Raw genomic sequence first — 19,874 nt, 5'->3', positions numbered from 1 at the left:
GCCCTACAACGCATCCCCGCACCCGTGCCCATCGGCGCCCCACACAACACCGGGGAGGCGGGAGACGAGGAGTGGCTGCTGCTCGCGACCGCGACGGCACATCCTGCTGATGTCGAGCAGATGCAGTGGCTGGCCGCCGACGACTTTTCGCAGCCCTTGCAGGCTGGCCTGTGGCAGAGCCTGACCGCTCTGGCCTACCGACGAGCCGCCGTCGACCCGATCACGGTCCTGTGGGAGGCTCAGCAGCGCGGTCTCCTCAAACCAGAGGTAGAGCCGGCCAAACTGCTCGACCTCCTGGCATCACCGGCCGGTTCCCTGCAGCACTGGGGTGAGCTGATCGTCCAGCGATCCCTCCTCACGACCGCGCACCAAGTGGGCTGTCATGTGCAGGCATTGACCGAGGACCCGACGACCACCCCGTATCAGTTCATCATCGGCGGTCGCCGCGCGCTCGCGCGTCTATCCTCAGTGCGCACCCGTTGGCACCAGGCCACCTCACCACCGCCAACGATCAATCGCCCACGCGGCAGGACGACATCACCACCCAGAGCCAGCCCACCGCGGACAACTGCTCCGCCGGCCACTCGTATCTCCCGCTGAGCCCCAACCCGATATGGGCAACGCTTGAAGGGTCAGCCACCGGCATAAGCACCTGGCACCAACTCCACCGCGAGCACCAGCGGATCGCCGAGCGCTCCTGGCATTTCCACTCAGGACCAGTTGGTGTGCGACGAGCCCGCTGACAAAGCCCCGGAGGACCAACTCCTGGCAAGCAGGAGCCGCGACTCGATCTCAGACACCCCAGGAGGAACTCATTGCCTTGCCGGGGCCCCTGCAAGGACGGGCCCCGGCATCTCCCAGATGGAACTAGCCTGCTCAACCCGCGCATGACCATCGGCGACGCCGTCGCCGAGCGCCGCCCAACTGGGCTGCTGAGTTATGCCGTTCCAGCCGCTCCCCCGGCATCCTCACTCTCGTCGAGCTCGTCGTTCTCGAAGTCCACATCCTCGACCTGGACCACCGGATCAGTGCTGGAGTCAGACAGCTCCAGGCCGAGCCAGCCCTTGAGCCGTGTGTAGGCCAGCCGTAGGAGGACATCTGCACGCTGATCCATGAACGTCGGATTCCACTCGTCCTCCCGCTGCCCCAGTGCTCGCAAGTGTGGGAGGTAACGCTGCATTTTCAATAGAGCTTCAGTCGTCTGCGCGAAAGTCAAGCCAGAACTGTTGAGGATCGACTTGGCCTCGTCGGCCGTCTTGGCACCGAGTGCCGCATACAAGACTTTCTTTTCGGTCCAAGGTCGCGAGCTAAGGGACGTGTTAGCGGCGCCCGGTGCCAGGACCAGATTGCCCAGCTTGTGGACGGTCTCCTTCTCGCTGTAGAACTCCTGATCCCACCCACTCGTGGCCTGCTGCGGCGCGATGTGTTCGATCGTGAGGTGCGTCTCGTCCCCCCAACCATCTGCAGTGAAGCACGAGGCGAGCCCCGCCTTGCCTTGGACGATCAGCCCCGGATTCTCCGGATCTTCAATGGTGTCGTGATATGCAGCCAGGAGAAGAAAACGCGTCAGTGGGCGACTAATTGAGTAGAGCGGCAACGCTGAAGCATCTGCCAGGAAGGAAGCCAAGTTTAGGATGGCGCCGTGCTTCGGGTGCGTCAAACGCACCGCAAGCTCCTTCTTCAGCAGCTCAGCGTCAACGGTCGGATCAGGCTTGGATGCATCGGGAAATTCCCACTGCCGAGCGAGCGGTCCCATCCCCGTGAGCGAGTCTCCGGCCATGACCGCCCGATACTGGCTATCGATGTTGCCCGTGCCGCGACGCGTTGCTCGCCAGAAGACCGTGAAGGCAGTGATTGCCTTGATCGCCTCCTCGAACTCGGCGATGCGCTTGGTCTTCGCTTCACCTTCGTCCGCGTGGACAGCCTCGGAGTAGAAGCGCACGAGCGGCGCGATAGCAATGGTGTGATTGAGTGCGTTAAGGAAGCCCAGACACAACTTCACGGTGTCCGTCATGACGGCCGCTTCTAGCCCGGGTAGCGTGCGAGAAGTCTTGGGCAAAGGCTCCCAAGTGTTCCCGATAAAGGCCGCCGTGTCGCTTAGGTGGCGCAGGTATGCACTCCGGTCATCGGCAGAGTCCTTGTGGCGTTCAAAAGTATCGCGCATATAGACCCGCTGGTCCGGGAGACGCTTGGAGAGCTTCTTCCCGGTCTCTGCCAACGCGAAAGTGACGAGCAGGTCTCGTGTTGCGTTCTGAAGCTTATCTCCGACGTCGAAACGGTCGAGGTAGCCTTGAACCGCCTTCATGTACGCATATGCGTCCGATCCCTGATAGTCCTCGATATTCGTTGCCATGACCACACGAGGGAGGAAGGTCTCGAAGGCGGTTAGAGGCTCGCCCGTGGTGTTCAATGACTCGAAGATCGTGAAGGCGTAGTCCTCGTCCTTGCCTTGCACGACAGTCAGAGCGATGCGGTTCAAGCTATAGGCAGCAAACATGACGAGCCGCATCAGCTCAGCCTCGGGCTCGTCCTGCAACTGCTCCATCCAGTGGCAGAATTCAGGGTCGAGTTCGTGGTTGAAGAGCGCACGCTGGAACTCGATGTTGGTAGCGAGGGTTGCTAGCGGCGGTAGATCCTCCAGCTCCTCGATAGGCTTTCGCTGCACTAGCTTGGTCAACGCCGTACGGATCTCGTTGAATCTCTTGATGAGATCACCTTCGCCTTCGCCCGCATTCGGTCGCGGCTTCGGCCTGAAGTCCGTGGGTTTAGAAGCCGGCTTCTCCTCGTCGGCTAGCACCGAGTAGCTGTAGATAAGGTTGGCGATCGGCGACTCGTACAGCTTGAGCTTATCGGTCTTTGCCCACTGATCTACGAAGGCTCGAATGAGACGTGGGTAGATCGGCGTACTTCCAAAGTTCTTTCGCTCGTAGAACGACGCCCCAAGCATCTGCAGGATGTTGATCGTTTCCGAGTAGAGCTGAATCCGAGCACTGTCGGTCGGATCCGGCTCGTTGCCCTTGAAGACCTTCCATGCACGCTGACGAATGAGGTTGTGCAGGCCGACAAGCAGGATAAGAAGGCTCGACAAACGCTGCTGCCCATCGATCACGGTAAGGACCTTGGACGGGACCTCGGGCTTGACGATTGGCTTCACTGTGACGTGGTTGACGTCATGAATGGTGATGACGGTCCCCAAGAAGGTAAAGCTGTCCGGCGCCTCACCTAGATTCTTGAGGCCATGCAGGGTGTCGTCGAGCAATTTCTCGACTTTGTCTTTACCCCAGCCGTACGGACGCTGGTAGGGCGGTAGGTAGAGGCCCAGGCCATTGTCAGACAGCAACTCGCGGACACTCTTGCTCTGCGCCTCGAATATTTCCTTGGCCTGCGTAGGCATGCGTAGTCCCTTTTTCGTTTAGCAGGTTCGGGTCAGATCAGATGCGGCATGACCTTGGAAGGGACCTGCGACCTGCATTTCGGATCATTTAAGCTGATATCGCAAAGCGCAATGACAGCGACGAGGAAACAGATCGAGACCTCGAGCACGGCAAGCCATTCAATGCCATGCGCGACGCCAACGAGAGGGCGCCTGATCTCGGGCAGCTCCAGCTGTATGCGCGCTGACGCGAAGGATGGAATCCCTGACTGGGCTCCCTGAGGAACTGAGAAGATGACATCCGTGCCGCAACAAAAACCCACGAGTTTCCATACCCGGTTTCACTCCGTCACTGTTCCACGCCTGTGGGTGAGTCATCACTCATGGTGGCATATGAGTGGTCGACAGAGGTAGCAGGCGGGGCACATCGCGCCCATCATGCCTCATATGTGACGTTGCGTCACCCTATTTCCTGCAAGCTCGACTTGTCATGGGTGAGTGTGGGCTGCGTTCCTCCGGAGGTATGGGACATAGCCTGGGACGAAATCACAACCCCAAGTGGGACGAGCTCGATTGGAAGTCGGGAAAGCAACAACGGCCCCAGCAGCACGAGCTGGGGCCGCTGTGTGTGGTTGCGCGTCAGAGGTGGCAGACGGAGCAGCCGGCCTCGTCGTCGTCGGAGTCGAGCGCGTCGGAGAGTACCTCCAGGAGGGGCCTGTTGGGCTTGATGCGCTTGGCCGCACGCTCCAGGGCCGCCCGGTGCTTGGCCTCGATCTCTTCCTTGCGCTCTATGAGCTCCGGCAGCGACTCGCCCTGTGACCAGGTGTAGTTGCGGCCCTTCATGGCGGTGTGCCGGTAGCGAACCTTCTCTTCGTACTCGACGGCGCGGTCGAAGAGGTCGGGGTGACGCTCCTTGAGGCCGACCCACTCGTGCTTGCGCTGGAAGAAGCAGAAGTAGCAGCCGGAGCGCGTGCGCCACTCGTAGTAGCCGGGCAGGCCGATGCCGGCCTCTTCGAGGATCCGCATCACACCGTCCTTGTCGATGCCATCCTCTCGGAAGGGGAAAACGGCCTCGATGTTCGGCTTGGTGCTGACGTAGCCGAGGCGGTTCTCGTCGGCGCGGATGGCGACATAGGAGATGACCTTGTCGTCACCGACCCAGTCCTCCAGAGGCTTGATCTTGAGATTCTTGGTGCACCAGCGCATCTGCGGGCTGGGCAGGGTGCCCTGGTAGACCTCCATCCAGTGGTCGAAGTCGCGGTCGGCGTTAAGTCGCACAATCGACTTGCCCAGGGCGGCCTCAAGCCGGTTCAGGTACTCATAGGTTTCCGGCAGCTCGGCGCCGGTGTCGCAGAAGAAGTACTCCATCTCCTGAACTCGGTCGCGCATGTAGACGGCGAGCGCGGACGAGTCCTTGCCACCGGAGATGCCGAGCACGTGCCGGACCTTCTTGGTGTCGGCTTCGTCGGTCATCCCTGTGCCTTCCTTTCACTCGCCGCTGTCGCGGCTTCGGTCACGCGCTGGGCGAGGGCAGCGAGCAGGATCCGTGCCCCGTCCGGCCCTAGAGCCTTCTCCGCCCGCTTCAGGACGTCTGCGGCGAGCGTGTCGGCCTCGCCGCGTGCCTGCTCGGGTACGTAGATCAGCGTGCGCTGCTCCACGCCGGCGCTGTCGGTCAAGGTCAACAACTGGGCGTCGAGTTTCTCTTCCCGGCTCCGGACTTCGCGTCCGGCGTGGTGCAGATGTCCGACGCGGTCAAGAGCTGCGGCCATCGCCCGGGCCTTCTGAGGGAAGACCTTGGCTTCGTGATCGTCCCAGTCTCCGAGGGCGGAGTTGGTCAGACGCACGACGATGGGTTCCAGCCAGTCCTCATCTTCGAGGCTGTCGCTGAGGACGAAGTCGACGAAGCCCCGCAGTTCTCGTGTCAGCACGGCGTCTGCGAAGCCACGCAACCGGGCCGCCAGCTGAGTACGCAGCTTGGGCAGTTCGGCCGGCAGGCGGAACTCCTTGGCAAGGACGCGGACGACCTCTGCGCGGAGCTTGCTTTCGATGGCGACGAGTTCGTCGGCTGCCGCGGTGAGGCGTTCGACGTAGGTGTTCGCCGCCTCAGCGCTGGCCCGCGTGCGTGCCGGAACCTCGGGCAGCCCAAGGGCCTTGGGCAACGCGTGGAAGACCAGCTCGTCCGGGTCTACCGCCTTGGCGATGGCGGCGCGCACGGCGCGGGCATCGGCGGAGATGTTCTTGGTGGTACGAGCGTACTTGTTGAGGTCGGCCACCCGCGTGATCAGCGCACTGGCGACGGCGAGGAGGTCGGGGTTGCGTAGAGCCTTGGAGCGAGGTGCTTCCACGCCGAGAGAAACCATCAGCTTCTTGATGATGCTGCCCCGCTGGCCGTCTCCGGCTGGCGTGTACTTCACCGAGAAGCGTCCTGGACCCTTCACGAGGCGCTCGACGGCGTCAATGGTCAGTCGGGGGAGGTAGGTGCCTTCCTCGAACAGCGCGACATCGTGCCTGCGGATGATCAGAGCCGGAATCAGGAATACCGGGACCACGCCGGCCTTGAGTCCGTAGGGGGGACTCATCAGGACACGGATGACCTCTTCCATGCTGACCCGCTCGGTGGCCCCGGACAGGACCTCGTTGAGGGCGTTCCAGGCGGGCTGGGCGTGCTCATGACCCTCGCCGGGTGGGGAGAAGCCGTACGGGAGCAGGCTCTCTTGCTGGCTCTCGGCCTGTGTCTCCCCGTTCTCGCGGTGCAGGCCGAGGTAGGCCAGAACACCGTGGTAGATGGCTCGTTCGGCCTTATACCCGGGCAGGCCGAGGTTCTCCTCGCCCGAGGCGGAGAGCATGGCCGTCAACAGTATGCCGCGGGCCTGGGCGGCCTGGCTGGTCAGGACGTGGCGGCCGAGCATCTCGTTGCGGATGTGCGGGGTGTGCGGGTACACCGATTCGCAGGCGAGGGAGACCAGGCCGCTCAAGCTGCGGGCCGTCAGGCCGGAGGCGGCGGGTTCTTCCCCATGGGCGACCCCGGTGTGCCACAGGCTCCAGGACGCTTGGGAGGACGGGGGGTAGAAGGCGTCCTGCAGCAGCTCCAGCAGCTCGGCCTCGGCCTGCACCAGCCGCTCGATGACTTCGCGCCGGGCAACATGGTCGATGTCCTGCTGGTTACTGAGCTCCTTGAGCGCGACGAGGTAGGTAGCCGTGGTCAGCACCACGTCGGGATTGGCGGTAGTGCCGACGAGTACCGGCAGGGGTGAGTGGACGGCGGGCCTGTCGGCATCGGTGCCGAGGTGGAAGACGACAAGGCCGTCGGCGGGCTCCCTAAGCTCGTCCGGGGCAGCAACGGTCTTGGTCTCCGGGCCGCTGACCGCGGTGTAAAACACGCGCATCATGCCGGTGATCTGGCTGTGGCGGCTGGCCACGAATGCCTGGGGGATGAGGCTGCTGAGCCGGTCGATGACCGCAGCATCGTCGAAGTGGCTGATGATGTCCTTGAGCCGGCCGTCGATGTCGACGTCGGTGCCCTGCCAGACGCGGTACTCGCCGCTGAACTCACGGTGGACGACGAAGCCCCGACGCACGAGGTCGGCGAGCCGCTCTTCGAGCGCCGTGAAGGCGTCGGAGTCAGCGACGTCGGTGGGGTCGTGGAGGGCGAAGTGGATCATCGGCGCGGTGGCGCTGAGGGCCCCGTCGGAGTCGATTAGATTGAGGACGCCGATGGTCTTCAGGACGTCCTGGTCGGCATCGGGCAGGCCATTGGCGTCCCGGATGCGCGAGTCGACCTCGATCCACCGGCCCGCGTTGGCGGAGGCGAGCAGGGTGGTGCGCCCGGAGTTGAGGAAGTAGTCGTACAGCTGCGGCAGCCGCACTGTGCTGGCGTGCTCCGCTTTCTCGTTGCTGTGCTGGGCCAGCGAGTGGCGGACGGTGTTGGGCTCCCCACTGTTGAGGAAGCCCGACAGGCTGCGGTCGTGCTGGCCGATCTGGGCGGCCAGGGCCGGAGCGGCCAGGGCCGTGATGGGGTGTAGCGGGTAGAGGTCGGCGAAGTGGTCGGGGCCGAGTTCGGCGAGAACGCCGAGGCCGTGCTGGGTCCAGATGTCCGCGGATGCCTCGGCGGATGCGTTGATCAGAGCCTGCCCGGCAGAGTTGACTGCCGAGTGGTCGAGGCGGCGGCGCAGCATGTGCAGGGAGTCGCCGTGGTGGGGGACGAAGGTGATGTCTTCGAAGCGCCCCTGGATCTTGGCCCATTCGCGGGTCTTGAGTTCGCTGGACCGTGAGGCGTAGTCCATGAACGACAGGTGCTGCAAGGTCATCAGGTAGACGGGCAGCCCGTTGGGGCCAGCCGCCTTCTCGGCGAGTTCCTGCAGCAGGAACAGGTCGTGCTGGGCATCGGCGAACTCATTGTGGCCGGCGAGATGTTCCAGCGTCTTGCCGAACTCGTCGATGACGAGGAGCAGAGGCTGCTGCCCGTCCGCCGTCAGAGCCGTGACGGCGCCGAGAATTTCGTTGGTCCCGGCCCGGTCCGGGTCGGTGCACGCCTCCAGGGCGGTGGCGATGGCCTTCGGGACGCGCTTGCCCCAGCGTCGCGCCGCCGCAGTGTGCAGGGCGCGGGAGAGGGTAGCGACGACGGATTCGCGGCGCGCGGTGGCCACGCCACCTAGGAATCCCTCGGGGGCGATGGCATCGCGGGCTGCGGCAAGGCGCTGAGCGAGGGCGGGGCTGGCCTCTTCGAGGATGCGCTCGGCCTCGCTGCGCCGCTTGGCATCCCGCCCCAGCAGCGCGTCGATGATGTTGGACAGGGTGGACTTGCCGGATCCGTAGGGGCCGGTGAACGACCAGGCGCGGGTGCGGCGTTGGTCTGCCAGTGCACTCGCGATGCGTTCCAGGACGTCGACGGCCCGGGCGCCGACATAGGGGTCGTGCAGCGCGTCCTCGACATCGCGCTCAAGGTTGGTCGAGCGCATCTGGGAGCCGACGAGTTCGATACCGGCGGGGAACTGCGGGGCGGAGCTCGCCGGGTTGCTCAAGGTCCGCGTGGGGGTTGCAGGGGTCACGCGGTCTCCTTGGCAAAGAGTGTGTCGGTGGTGTCGTCCGTGTCAGTGGCGTCCGTAGCCTTCGTGGCGAGTTCCTTCTGCTCGGCCTCGGCGAGCTTGGGGAACTTGGCGGCCCATTCCTCACGGGTGGGGAAGCCGGGGCGGCGGGTGACGAATTCGTACTGCTCGTCGAGTACTTCCCAGGCCAAATCGAAGGGGTCGGCGCTGAAGGCAAGGCTGCGCTGTCCCACGGCCTCGGTCAGGTTGAGTTGCGGGTGGTCCGCAGTCACCTTCTGCAGCGCCATGACGATCTCGTTCTCCCGGACGCGGAAGGCGCGCCCTGGGGAGCCCGGCTCGTTGGCGAGGCGGGCCACGGAGATCGAGTTGGCCCGGCGGGAGAACTTGGCAGCGTAGTCGAGGCAGGCATAAGCCAGGACCCGGGCGGGCAGCGAGGTGCGGTGCCCGCTGGTGAACTGCCACTCGGCATTTCCGCGCGTGCCGACAAACGTCAGCAGGTCCAGGTCTCGGAAGGGACATGCGAGCAGATCCTCGTAGCTGCCCGGCGAGCCCGCCTTCTCCGGGGCGCTGCGCGCGTACATCTTGGTGAGACAGTCGACGTCACGGACGATCGACGCCTCTTCCGGGCTCTTGTCATAGGAGAAGTTCACGTGCCGGGTGATCACCTGCGTCATGTCCGCGGTCGTGAACCGAGAGAACGGCGCGAGGTGGAAGGCCGTGTACCAGGCCGGCGCGTGGCTCTTGGCTCCGGGACGGGAAGAGATCAGCCACCAGTGCAGCAGCCACAGGCTGCCGTTCTCCTCCAGGTACGGGTCCGCTCCATCCTCGTCCAGAAGCCAGCGTGCTTCCCAGGTGGGGTAGGAGAACTTGGCCTGTGTGCCCTTCGTCGGATTGCACTCGCGGGTCAGCTTGAACGCGCGCGACCAGTAGCGCATGGCGTTGACCATGTTCTTGCCCACACCGAACCGCACCGGGGCATCAGCCGCGAGGAACGCACCCTGATCGCGTTTGACCTGCATGTACGCCTTGTGTAGCCAGCCGAAGCGGGGCGCGAAAGTTTCGTGTCGCGCGAAGGCAAAAAGGGCGGCTTCCCCAAGCCGGCTGTCTGACATCCGGGACCTCTCTGTGTCCAATGCGATTGCTCTAACGAGGTTGGTAAACGGGGTGACGGTCAGCGGGGACCATCGGCTTCGGCCAGCACTGCCCGAACCTGCATCACGGCGCGTTTGACGGCCTGCGCGGCGTGCTTGATCTCGGCATCCGTGGTGGCGTAGCCCAGCGAGAAGCGGATTGTGCTGTCGGCGTCCGCGCGAGACAGCCCCATCGCCAGGAGCACGTGGCTCGGGGTCGGAGCGCCGGACGCGCACGCGCTGCCCTCCGAGGCAGCGACGTCGGGCATTGCCGCCAAGACCGCGTCCGCAGGCACTCCAGGGAAAGTAATGCTCGTCACGCCGGGCAGGCGCTGATCGCGCCGGCCGTTGATACGGCAGTCGGGCAGAACGCCAGTGACCAGGTGTTCGAGGCGGTCACGCATGGCTGCGACCCGCTCGACCTCCTCACCGAGGCCGCGCGCAGCGGCCTCGGCCGCTGCTCCCATGCCGATGATCCCTGCCACGTTCAGGGTGCCCGCGCGCCATCCCCGCTCTTGTCCGCCGCCCACGAGGAGCGGCCGGTGCGGGAGTGGGGACCCACGCCGCACATACAGGGCACCGACTCCCTGCGGTCCGCCGAACTTGTGGGCCGACAGCGACAAAAGGTCGACGTCGAGCTCGGCGACGTCCATGGGGAGGCGGCCGATGAGCTGCGTGGCGTCTGTGTGGACGAGTGCACCGGCTTCACGGGCCGCCTTGGCCACGACGCGGAGATCGGTGAGGACGCCGGTCTCGTTGTTCGCCGCCATCAGGGAGACCACTCCCCCCTGACGCGCGGCAAAGACCTGTTTCAGGACGTCCAGATCCACCAGGCCGTCGCCACCTACCGGCAGGAGCACAATATCCTCGGGGCCTCCGGCGGTGACCGTGCGCGCCGTCTCCAGCACAGCCGGATGCTCAACAGGGCTTGTGACCAGGGGACTTCCGGCGGTGAACGCGGCCCGCAGAGCCAGATTGTTCGCTTCGGTCGCCCCGGAGGTAAAGATGATCTCGCCAGGCGAGCAGCCAAGAAGATCGGCTAGCTGCCGGCGGGCGACGTCGACTCGATGAGCCGCCTGCCGTCCGGGGTGGTGCATGCTTGAGGCGTTGCCGACTGATTGCATGGCCTCGATGACGGCCGCGCGGGCCTCCGGCCGGATCGGAGCGGTGGCATTGTAGTCAAAATAGGACACATCTAGCCCATTCAGCTCACTCATCGCCTGTCACCCCGCCTCACTCGTGTCGCACACCAATGTACTGCTGGTGGAAACCTCGCCCCGCATCCGGGGTTTCACCAGTAGGTCGCCGTGATCCTAGCCGCGAGCCGAGATCCACTCTCTGAATCACTCGAACGCGTGGTGTCGCAAGCCATTTACCGAACGGATGTTCTATGACGCGCGCCTCGCGCGCAAGCTGCGTACCGCAAGATCTGTTTCCACACCGAGAGCACGAACCAAATGCCGTACCTGGCTGGGCTTTTCGCTTGATGGTGCCCCTGTTGTCAGTGGTCCCGATTAGGGTGGTCCGCACGCTGCAGCGTCGCAGTAACAGTGCACGTTGGGGCGGTGCTTGACGTGCTCGAACTGGGGGTGGAACTTCATGACGACAGCTGCTTCAGCCGCGGACGCTTGCGGGCTGGAGCCTGCCGCCGGGCAGGTGGGACAGTGACAACCTGGTCACCGGGGATGTCCTTCAAGGCGCTCCTCGCGGATGCGCCGCTGGCGTACATCCGGGGGCATCTCGGCGAGCAGCTGTGCGCCCTGCTCAATCTGATCGAGGGAGGCACGGCGGGTGACGACCGCCTCCGGGCTGTCGCACCGGTCGCCATTGATGCCGAACGCCTGGTCGCCGACGCGACTGAGCGTTCCGCCCTGATCGCTCTGGTTCCGGGCCCCAAGCAGGCGGAGTTGGCGCAGCGCCTAGGGTCGTTGGGGGACGAGCAGGCGCCGCTGGACTACCTGCAGAGTCTGAAGTGGACGGCCAACGAGCGCCGCGAGCTGCTGGAGTTCTTCGGCTTCACGATCGACCGGGTGCCGTCCCTTCCGCCAGCGCTCAAACAGAAGTCGGCTCCGGAGTACGGCTTGTTCCCGCATCAGCGGCACGCCGCGGCTCGGGTCAAGGAGCTGCTGTACGACGGCCCACGGCGGACAGTGCTGCATCTCCCCACCGGCGTAGGCAAGACGCGCACGGGCATGAGCCTGATCTGCGATCACCTGCGGCAGCACGAGCCCACCGTGGTGGTGTGGCTGGCCCACGGGCAGGAGCTACTGGAGCAGGCCGCAGTCGAGTTCGAGCGCGCTTGGACGAAGGTCGGCGACCGGCCGCTGCCGGTCCTGCGGGTCTGGGGCGGCGCCCCGGTAGACCTTGCAGAAATGACCGACGGGCTGGTCGTTCTTGGGCTGGAGAAGGCCGTCTCGGCGGCCAAGTCGGATCCGCAGTTCCTGGCCACCTTGGCGGCGCGCAGCACGCTGACGGTCTTCGACGAGGCTCATCAGATCATCGCGCCTACGTTCCAGAGGGTGGTCGATGAGCTGACGATCCGTCACGATGCGAGCCTGCTGGGGCTGACCGCCACGCCCGGACGCACGTGGGCCGACATCTCCAAGGACGAGGAGCTCTCGGACTACTTCTCCCGGCAGAAGGTCATGCTGGAGATCGAGGGCTACACCAACCCGGTGACAGCCCTGATCGACCAGGGCTACCTGGCCAAGCCACTGATGCGGACGGTGGCCTCCGAGGTCGGCGTGCATCTGTCCGCCAGGGACCAGCAGCTCCTTGCGCGGTCGTTCGACATCCCGGCCGCCATGATGGCCGAACTCGCGCGTGACGAGCAGTGGAATCTCAAGATCGTTCAGACGATCACGGAGCTGCTACAGCAGCAGCACCGGCGGATCCTGGTGTTCGCCGCCTCCGTGGACCACTGCCGGCTGATCGCAGCGGTGCTGTCCGCTGCGGGCTTCGATGCCGAGTTCGTGACGGGTGAGTCCTCCCCCCGGCATCGCAGCCAGGTCATCTCGCGGTTCAAGGGGTCAGGCCGGCGCCCCATGGTGCTGTGCAACTTCGGTGTCCTGACGACCGGCTTCGACGCACCAGCGGCGAGCGCGGCAGTGATCGCCCGTCCGACCAAGTCCCTGGTGTTATACAGCCAGATGGTCGGCCGCGTCATCCGTGGCCCGAAGGCCGGCGGCACGGACACCTGCGAAATCGTCACCGTCGTGAACCCGGAGCTTCCCGGGTTCGGCGACGTCGCCGAAGCATTCACCAACTGGGAAGATGTATGGGAGACAGCGTGACCAGCGACGGCAGCAACTACCGGATCGTCAGTCCTTCGCTGACCGTCAAGGCCATGCGGGACAGCGGCTACAAGAACACCGCCTACGCCCTCGCCGAACTGATCGACAACAGCATCGACGCCAAGGCCACCCTCGTGGAGGTCTTCGCCTGCGAGAACCCTGTGCAGGTCGGTTCCCGGACCAGCCACCGCGTGGAGACCATAGCCGTACTCGACAACGGTCACGGCATGGAGTCCCCACAGCTGCGGCGTGCCCTGAAGTACGGTGACGGCCAGGGCGCCGACCCCGACCGCATCGGCCGTTTCGGCATGGGCCTGCCTAACTCCAGCATGTCGCAGTGCACCCGGCTGGATGTCTGGTCCTGGACCAACGGCGCGGGCAACGCCATGCACACCTACCTCAGCCTCGAAGAGATCGAAAAGGGGCTGATCGACGACGTCCCCGAACCCACACACGATCCGCTGCCCGACTACTGGCGGGACCTGAGCGACGGGCTCGGTGACACCGGCACCCTCGTCGTCTGGGCCAACCTGGACAAGGTCAACTGGTATGGGGCCGCGGCCACCCTGAAGAACACCGCCGACCTGATCGGCCGGGTTTACCGGCACTACCTCGACAAGGGACGCGTCGACATCCGGATGGCACCCGTCCGCGAGGGCAAGACCGTGGACGGCGAGTACCACGCCGTTCCCAACGATCCGCTCTACCTGATGGCGCCGACTTCCACGCCGGAGCCGTTCGACAACAAGCCGATGTTCATGCCCTTCTCGATGGGCAGTGAGTCCGAGCCTGGTGTTATGCACTTCCCCGTGCTTCACGAGGGCAAGAAGCACAACATCACGGTCCGGGCCTCCATCGCCCGCCCGGAGGCCCGCCGTGCCGACGTCGAGGGCCACCCGTGGCCGGACGGGATCAGCCGCACAACCGATTCCGGCATCCTGCCGTGGGGCAAGCACGCCCGGCGCAACGTCGGTATCTCGCTCGTGCGCCAGGGTAGGGAACTGGACCTCGACGCGTCCTGGGCCATCGGATACGACCCGACGGAGCGGTGGTGGGGCATCGAGGTGGAATTCCCGCCGGACCTCGACCCCATCTTCGGCGTGACCAACAACAAGCAGAGCGCCACCGTCTTCTCCTCCCTGGCCCACTTCGACTGGAAGGCCCACGCCGAGGCCGGCGAGTCCTTCAAGGGCTTCAAGGAGCGCCTTGCCGAGCTCGGCGATCCGCGTCTGCCCTTGATCGACCTCGTGCTCTACCTGGAAGAGAAGCTGCTGCCGGCCATCCGGCGCCAGCTCAAGCAGCAGACGATCGGGACCCGCAAGAACAAGAAGCGGCACGACGATGACGTCGCTTCCAAGGTCACGGACGCTGTCAAGCGCCGAAGCGAGGAGGGCTACACCGGCAAGACCGACGAACTGGAAGAGGGCACGACCCCCGAGGCCAAGCGGCAGGAACAGGTCGAGGCTCTCACCCAGCGGCACCACCTGGACGAGGACACCGCCCAGTCCATGGTCGAGGAGGCCCTGGAGAAGGATCTGCGCGCGCGATGGATCTCCAGCTTCCAGGACACCTCCGCCTTCTTCAGCATCGACCTCATGGCTGGCATGCTGCAGGTGATCTTCAACGAGAAGCATCCGCTGCACGCCCAGCTCATGGCCGTCCTCGAAGACGTCCCCGAGGACGCCGACGTCAATGAGCTGCGCGACCGGCTCGACCGTGCTGCCGACACCTTCAAGCTGCTGCTCTTCTCCTGGGCTCGGATGGAAGACGAGACCTACCCCGACCGGGACCGCGAGCGCATCGCCGACGCGCGCCGCGAGTGGGGCCGGTACGCCCGCGAATTCGTGGACGGGAAGGCCGACTGAGCGTGCCCGAGCCTGGCCACATCTGGAGGCAGATCGAAGAATTGATGGCGGGCGCCCACGGACGGGCAACCCTCGTGGCGCCCTTCATCAAGCGCGAGATCCTTACAACCGTCTTGACCGCCCTCCCCGCCGCCGTCGAGGACATCGAGTGCATCACGCGCTGGGTCCCCGAAGAGGTGGCGGCCGGGGTGTCCGACCCCGAGATCATCGAGCTCGCCGAGGAAGACAAACGGCTCCGCATCGCGCTGTGCCCGAACCTGCACGCCAAGCTCTACCTCGCCGGCGAGCGCTGCCTGATCGGGTCCGCCAACCTGACCGGGAGGGCAACCGGGCGCGTCGCCAACGCCAACATCGAGATCCTGGTGGAGGCCCCCGCCGCCCATCCCGAAATTGTCCGGGTACTCGCAGAGATCGAGGTCCGGGCGGTCGAGGCGACTCCCCACATGGCCGCCTTGGTCAGAAGTCAGGCCGAGCTGCTGAAGGAGCAACGCCCAACCGCCTCTGACCAGCCACGAGAGGAAGCCCCGCAGGGCTGGTATCCGGTCACGCGACGCCCGGACGCCCTCTACCCGTACTACTGCGGGCGGGCCCAGTTCGGGCGCTCTGTAGAAGCAGCCATCGTGCGCGACCTCGCGCTCCTCGGCGTTCCAGCCGGCCTGTGCGAGGCGGAGTTCTCGGACTTGATCAAGAGCCGGCTGCGGCAGATCCCCGCCCTCCAGGCGCTCGTGGCCGGTGACCGCTTGAGCAATGTGGAGTTGCAGCACGCGCTGCAGGAACAGACCGGCATGACCGACGAGCAGGCACGAAGGACCACCGAGACCATCGCAGCATGGCTTCGCCACTTCGGCCGCTTCTACACCGACGTCGGGACATGGGAAATCCGGCACGGACAGGAGCTGTCCTAACCACCAGTGCTCACGACCGGCCTCGGCATCGAGGCCAGCTCCGGGGCAGCCGCCGTGCTTCCCAGCGAGCCACCGCCGTCCTCCGGCCGGATGCGCCGGGCTGCCTGCAAACCCGCCTAGGATCTCTGCAGACAGCCCGGTGAGGAAGCCGTGCCCGCGTGGCAGTCACCTGGCAGGAACGTTGGTGTGGGAAAGGTGCTCATGTCTCAACCGCGGGTCCCGTACCTGCTCGGGCACGCTGAGATCGCCTCCCTCTTCGCGGTCGAGCGCCAGACGTCACAGAAGTGGCGCACAGAAGGCACGCTCCCGGAGCCTGACCTGGTTGCTTCGGGCAATCCGTACTGGTTGCTGACGACGGTGCTTCAGATCAGCAGCGACGGCGACCGCCGGGCTGGTCAGCAACGACTAGCGGCCTACAGGGCCGGAATCCCTGAGGGCTACGAAGTGCAGGACAGAGAGCATCTGCCTGTCATCCTCGGTATCCAGGAAGTTGGTCGCGTCCTCGGCAAGGACACCCAAGCCGTTTCCCGGTGGCGTAACCGTCGGCGGATCGCCGAGGCCGACCTGATGCTCTCCGGTTCTCCGCTGTGGCTCCTGGAAACCATCCTGGCCGACGCAGAGCAGCGGCAGCGGACCATCGTCCCGGCCGCGGTCGAAGATCTCCGCGCGGGGCAGCGCGCCCCCCAGAAACCTCGAGGACGCAGACACAGTCCCCCTGCCGCGCCCCCGCCACAGGAGCCGCTGCCCGCCGCCCGGGCGTTCTCCGCTGCCGACCAGACCGCCGCCACCGAGTTCCTCGCATCGGTTCTGGCCCAGGGTCACTCCGTGGTCATCAAACCTCAGCGCTAGACCACCTCTCGCTCGTTACGCGGTGGCCGACGCCCGCAGACAGCTCAGTCGTGTTCGCCAGCAGCAATGAGAGAAACACTTGATCTCACCGTGCTCCATCCATACTGTCTCTCATATGTCGATCTTGCAGCAGACCGCCGGAGCCCACCACGCCGATCCCACCGACTCCATCCCCGAGGCCGCTTCCCGCGAGCCCACCCGTCCTCCGATGAAGGTCGTTTCCTACGGAGGCGGTGTCCAGAGCACCGCCCTGCTCGCGCTGGCCGCTCGTAGAGAGATCGACTTCCCCACCTTCCTGTTCGCCAATGTCGGCGACGACAGCGAGCACCCCGCGACCCTTGCCTACGTTCGCGAGATCGCCATCCCGTACGCCGCACGTGCGGGACTGGACGTCCACGAGCTCAAGCGGCGCCGCCGCGACGGGGCCACGGAAACGCTCATGCAGCGGCTGAACCGGCCGGACACCCGGTCGATTCCCATCCCGGTCCGCATGGCCAACGGCGCTCCTGGCCGCCGCAATTGCACCGCCGACTTCAAGATCAAGGTGGTCGGGCGGTGGCTTCGAGAGCATGGCGCCACAGCGGAGGATCCGGCGGCGGTCGGTATCGGCATATCAGTCGACGAAATCCATCGCGCCAACCGTCGGCGGAGGGAAGCTCACGAGGTCATCGAGTACCCCCTCCTCGACCTCGGGCTGCACCGGAACGACTGCGAACGCATCATCACCGAGGCCGGCCTGCCGGTACCGCCCAAGAGCTCCTGCTTCTTCTGCCCCTTCCGCACCGTCGGCGCCTGGCGCCACCAGCGTCGGCACGAGCCCGAGTTGTTCGCTCAGTCTGTCCGACTGGAGGAGGCGATTAACCGTCGGCGGGCCGCACTCGGGCGGGATGCCGTGTATCTCACGAGGTACGGCATCCCCCTCACCCAGGCCATCCCCGACCAGGGCCAGGGGGGAGATGACGTCGATAACGATGAGGGGGCTTGCGACTCCGGCTGGTGCATGACCTGATATCTGCCGAGCAGGCCGCGATGGGTGGGGCCCGAAGCCATGGCTTCGGGCCCCACCCATCTTTTGTCCCTGGCGTGCCGACGTGGCCGCCGCTGGCGCTGCCGATGGCGGAGTCAGAGCTCGGGTGGCTCACCGGGCTGAAGGTGGAGGACGGCGAGGTATTTGCCGTAGGGCATCTCTTCGTCCACCCAGCGGCTGCCGCCCGAGGAGTCGGGAATCCACATGCCGTCGAGAAGGTACTTGTCGTCGAAGACGGCGACGCGGTCCTCCTGCACCGCTGCCGCCATCAGCAGCTGGATTCCCAGCAGCAGCACTGTGGAGGCTTCCTTGAGCACGCAGACCTCGGCGTGCCCGGTGGGAAAGACCTTCCCGTCCACGTCGCTGTCCGGCTCGGGGATGGCGGCACGGCCCCGGACGGCCATCTCGTGCAGGGCAATCGCCTGGGTCACCGCTGCCGCCACCGGCGTGCCGGCGCCCGGCACCCCGTCAGGGGCATGCGTCCGCAGATGGTCGGCGACCGCGCGAGCGTGCACCGGCCATGCGTCGGCGTGGTGGTACAGCCGCTGTTCCGCGGCTTCTATGACCAGTCCAGGCTCCGTGGTGTCCGGGTGCAGCAGCCGGACGAATCCTTCAAGTGCTGCACGCAGGTAGCCAAGACGGACCTGGTGCTGCTGCCACTCCTCCATCATCCCGGTCCAGACGGCGTCGAAGTCGAGGCCGGCCGAGCACATGCCGCCGTCGTCGTACGACATGTCGAACGTCACCGTGCGCAGGCCCTGCGCGAGGCGCAGCCACTTGTAGGCCGTGTCCCAGCTGTTCTGCGCCCCAGGAAGGGCGGTGACGGCGGAGGCGTGCTCCACCCAGTCGGTGAGTTCACGGACGTGGTCCTCGGGCTCGGACAGCGCGAGGGTGGACAGCGTGCGGTATGAGGGCAGGCAGGGGCCCTTCATCCGAGTAGTGGTCATGGGTGGAGCGTGGCACACGGCACTGACACTCGCTCCGGCACCGAGAGCCGGTGCGATGCTCAGGTACTAGTGCCGCGTCAGGCAACGTTCGCCCTGTCGTGATGTGTCGCGCGGTTGCTGCGCCGGGAAGCTCGCCGACGCCAGAATGATCACGTGGCTGAACGTGTGCGGGTCCGTGAGATCGATGACGACGAGGGCAGGCGGCTGCTGCGGATCATCCGCCGCGGCAGCGGGTCGGTGGTGACCTGGCGGCGTGCCCATATGGTCCTGCTGTCCGCCCAGGGCATGCCGGTGGCGAAGATCGCCGAGGTCACCTTCACCAGCGATGACCGGGTGAGGGACGTGATCCACAACTTCAACGCCGACGGCTTCGACTCGCTGTATCCCAAGTACAAGGGCGGCCGACCGAAGACCTTCACGCTGCCCGAACGCCGGGAGATCAAGAAGATCGCCAAGTCCAGGCCGGCCGAGCACGGCCTGCCGTTCTCGACCCGGGTCTGACCAAGCCGGCGGACTTCCTGGTCGCCGAGGGGGTGGTCGACGACATCAGCCACGAGGGCCTGCGCATCCTGCTCCGCGAGGAAGGCGTCTCCTTTCAACGCGTGAAGACCTGGAAGACCTCCCGCGACCCGGACTACGCGGCCAAGAAGGCGCGGGTGGAGCACCTGTACGCGATCGCCGACGGCGAGGTCGTACCCGAGGACGACGAGCCGGAGGTGGTGTTCTGTCTCGATGAGTTCGGGCCGCTCAATCTCCAGCCGCACCCGGGCCGGCAGTGGGCCGAGCGCGGCGGCAGGCACAAGGACCCCGGCCGCGAACCCCGGCCCCGGCGGCGGGCGACCTACACCCGCCCCCACGGGGTGCGGCACCTGTTCGCCGCCTACGACCCGGCCAAAGACCAGCTCTACGGCCACATCAAGAAGACCAAGAACAGGTCGAAGTCCCCGGGGTTCTGCCGCTACCTGCGCTCGCTGCACCCGGTGAACGTGCGCATCGCCATCGTCTGCGACAACTACTCACCGCACCTGACGACGAAGCGGTGCCGGCGGGTGGGGGCGTGGGCGGAAGCGAACAACGTGGAGATCGCCTACACCCCGACCAACAGCTCCTGGCTGAACCGGATAGAGGCCCAGTTCACCGCCCTGCGCTACTTCACCCTCGACGGCACCGACCACACCAGCCACAAAGAGCAGGGCAGCATGATCCGCCGCTACATCATCTGGCGAAACCGTCACGCCGCCGACGAACGCCTCCGCGAGGTCATCGACAGGGCGAACGTTGCCTGATGCGGCACTAGCGGTCGTCCCAGAGGCATTCCACCCGGCCACACGCCGGGCCGCCTACGCGGCATCGACCTTTCGATACAGGGACATGCGGCTCATCATGCCGGCCACCGCCGACCAGTGTCGGCGAAACCTCCCCCCTCCATCAGCCGATGTC

The 19,874-nt window shown here is 65.6% G+C and carries 12 protein-coding genes and 1 pseudogene; 7 read left to right on the top strand and 6 right to left on the bottom strand.

Translation table 11 applies throughout. From position 1 onward, the window contains the following. On the top strand, positions 1–600 hold a 600-nt coding region (locus FNQ90_RS00975), incomplete at its 5' end, for a DnaB-like helicase N-terminal domain-containing protein (RefSeq protein ID WP_323379715.1). Positions 601–937: 337 nt separating this feature from the next. On the opposite strand, the gene FNQ90_RS00970 is transcribed toward FNQ90_RS00975, so the two are convergent. The 5 genes from FNQ90_RS00970 to FNQ90_RS00950 form a co-directional block, all read right to left on the bottom strand. Continuing rightward, positions 938–3,394 carry a DUF262 domain-containing protein gene (locus FNQ90_RS00970; RefSeq protein WP_182604504.1) on the bottom strand — a complete coding sequence of 819 codons (2,457 nt, stop codon included), beginning with the start codon at positions 3,392–3,394 and terminating at the stop codon, positions 938–940. Between the two features lie 618 nt (positions 3,395–4,012). Next, entirely contained in the window at positions 4,013–4,846 is an 834-nt protein-coding gene (locus FNQ90_RS00965; RefSeq protein ID WP_182604503.1) for a phosphoadenosine phosphosulfate reductase family protein, read from the bottom strand. Further along, a complete protein-coding gene (locus tag FNQ90_RS00960; RefSeq protein WP_182604502.1) occupies positions 4,843–8,421 on the bottom strand; it encodes an ATP-binding protein in 3,579 nt (1,192 codons plus the stop codon). The genes FNQ90_RS00965 and FNQ90_RS00960 overlap by 4 nt, the downstream gene beginning before the upstream one ends. Further along, positions 8,418–9,530, bottom strand: coding sequence for a DUF4007 family protein (locus tag FNQ90_RS00955; protein ID WP_182604501.1), 1,113 nt, complete (start codon positions 9,528–9,530; stop codon positions 8,418–8,420). Before FNQ90_RS00955 ends, FNQ90_RS00960 begins: the two co-directional genes overlap by 4 nt. A 59-nt stretch (positions 9,531–9,589) precedes the next feature. Next, positions 9,590–10,765 carry a cysteine desulfurase family protein gene (locus FNQ90_RS00950; RefSeq protein ID WP_182604500.1) on the bottom strand — a complete coding sequence of 392 codons (1,176 nt, stop codon included), beginning with the start codon at positions 10,763–10,765 and terminating at the stop codon, positions 9,590–9,592. A gap of 468 nt (positions 10,766–11,233) precedes the next feature. Here FNQ90_RS00950 and FNQ90_RS00945 point away from each other — a divergent pair, with 468 nt between their 5' ends. The 5 genes from FNQ90_RS00945 to FNQ90_RS00925 all read left to right on the top strand — a co-directional run bounded on the left by FNQ90_RS00945 (position 11,234) and on the right by FNQ90_RS00925 (position 17,469). Next, positions 11,234–12,841, top strand: coding sequence for a DEAD/DEAH box helicase (locus tag FNQ90_RS00945; RefSeq protein WP_182604499.1), 1,608 nt, complete (start codon positions 11,234–11,236; stop codon positions 12,839–12,841). Further along, entirely contained in the window at positions 12,826–14,706 is a 1,881-nt protein-coding gene (locus FNQ90_RS00940) for an ATP-binding protein (RefSeq protein WP_182604498.1), read from the top strand. Before FNQ90_RS00945 ends, FNQ90_RS00940 begins: the two co-directional genes overlap by 16 nt. Before the next feature lie 44 nt (positions 14,707–14,750). Continuing rightward, complete coding sequence (locus tag FNQ90_RS00935) at positions 14,751–15,611, top strand: phospholipase D family protein (protein WP_194432133.1); 861 nt, start codon at positions 14,751–14,753, stop codon at positions 15,609–15,611. Positions 15,612–15,797: 186 nt separating this feature from the next. Continuing rightward, positions 15,798–16,460 carry a hypothetical protein gene (locus tag FNQ90_RS00930; RefSeq protein ID WP_323379714.1) on the top strand — a complete coding sequence of 221 codons (663 nt, stop codon included), beginning with the start codon at positions 15,798–15,800 and terminating at the stop codon, positions 16,458–16,460. Between the two features lie 208 nt (positions 16,461–16,668). After that, positions 16,669–17,469 (top strand): adenine nucleotide alpha hydrolase family protein, encoded by an 801-nt coding sequence (locus FNQ90_RS00925; protein WP_182604505.1) that lies wholly within the window; start codon positions 16,669–16,671, stop codon positions 17,467–17,469. Between the two features lie 113 nt (positions 17,470–17,582). On the opposite strand, the gene FNQ90_RS00920 is transcribed toward FNQ90_RS00925, so the two are convergent. After that, positions 17,583–18,434 (bottom strand): hypothetical protein, encoded by an 852-nt coding sequence (locus FNQ90_RS00920; RefSeq protein WP_182604496.1) that lies wholly within the window; start codon positions 18,432–18,434, stop codon positions 17,583–17,585. 153 nt (positions 18,435–18,587) lie between these two features. Here FNQ90_RS00920 and FNQ90_RS28315 point away from each other — a divergent pair. Beyond that, positions 18,588–19,720, top strand: a pseudogene (locus tag FNQ90_RS28315) (IS630 family transposase). Positions 19,721–19,874 lie beyond the last annotated feature (154 nt).

The sequence above is a fragment of the Streptomyces alkaliphilus genome, from assembly GCF_014141535.1.
Lineage (GTDB): Bacteria > Actinomycetota > Actinomycetes > Streptomycetales > Streptomycetaceae > Streptomyces > Streptomyces alkaliphilus.
This window is presented reverse-complemented; position numbering and strand designations above follow the sequence as displayed.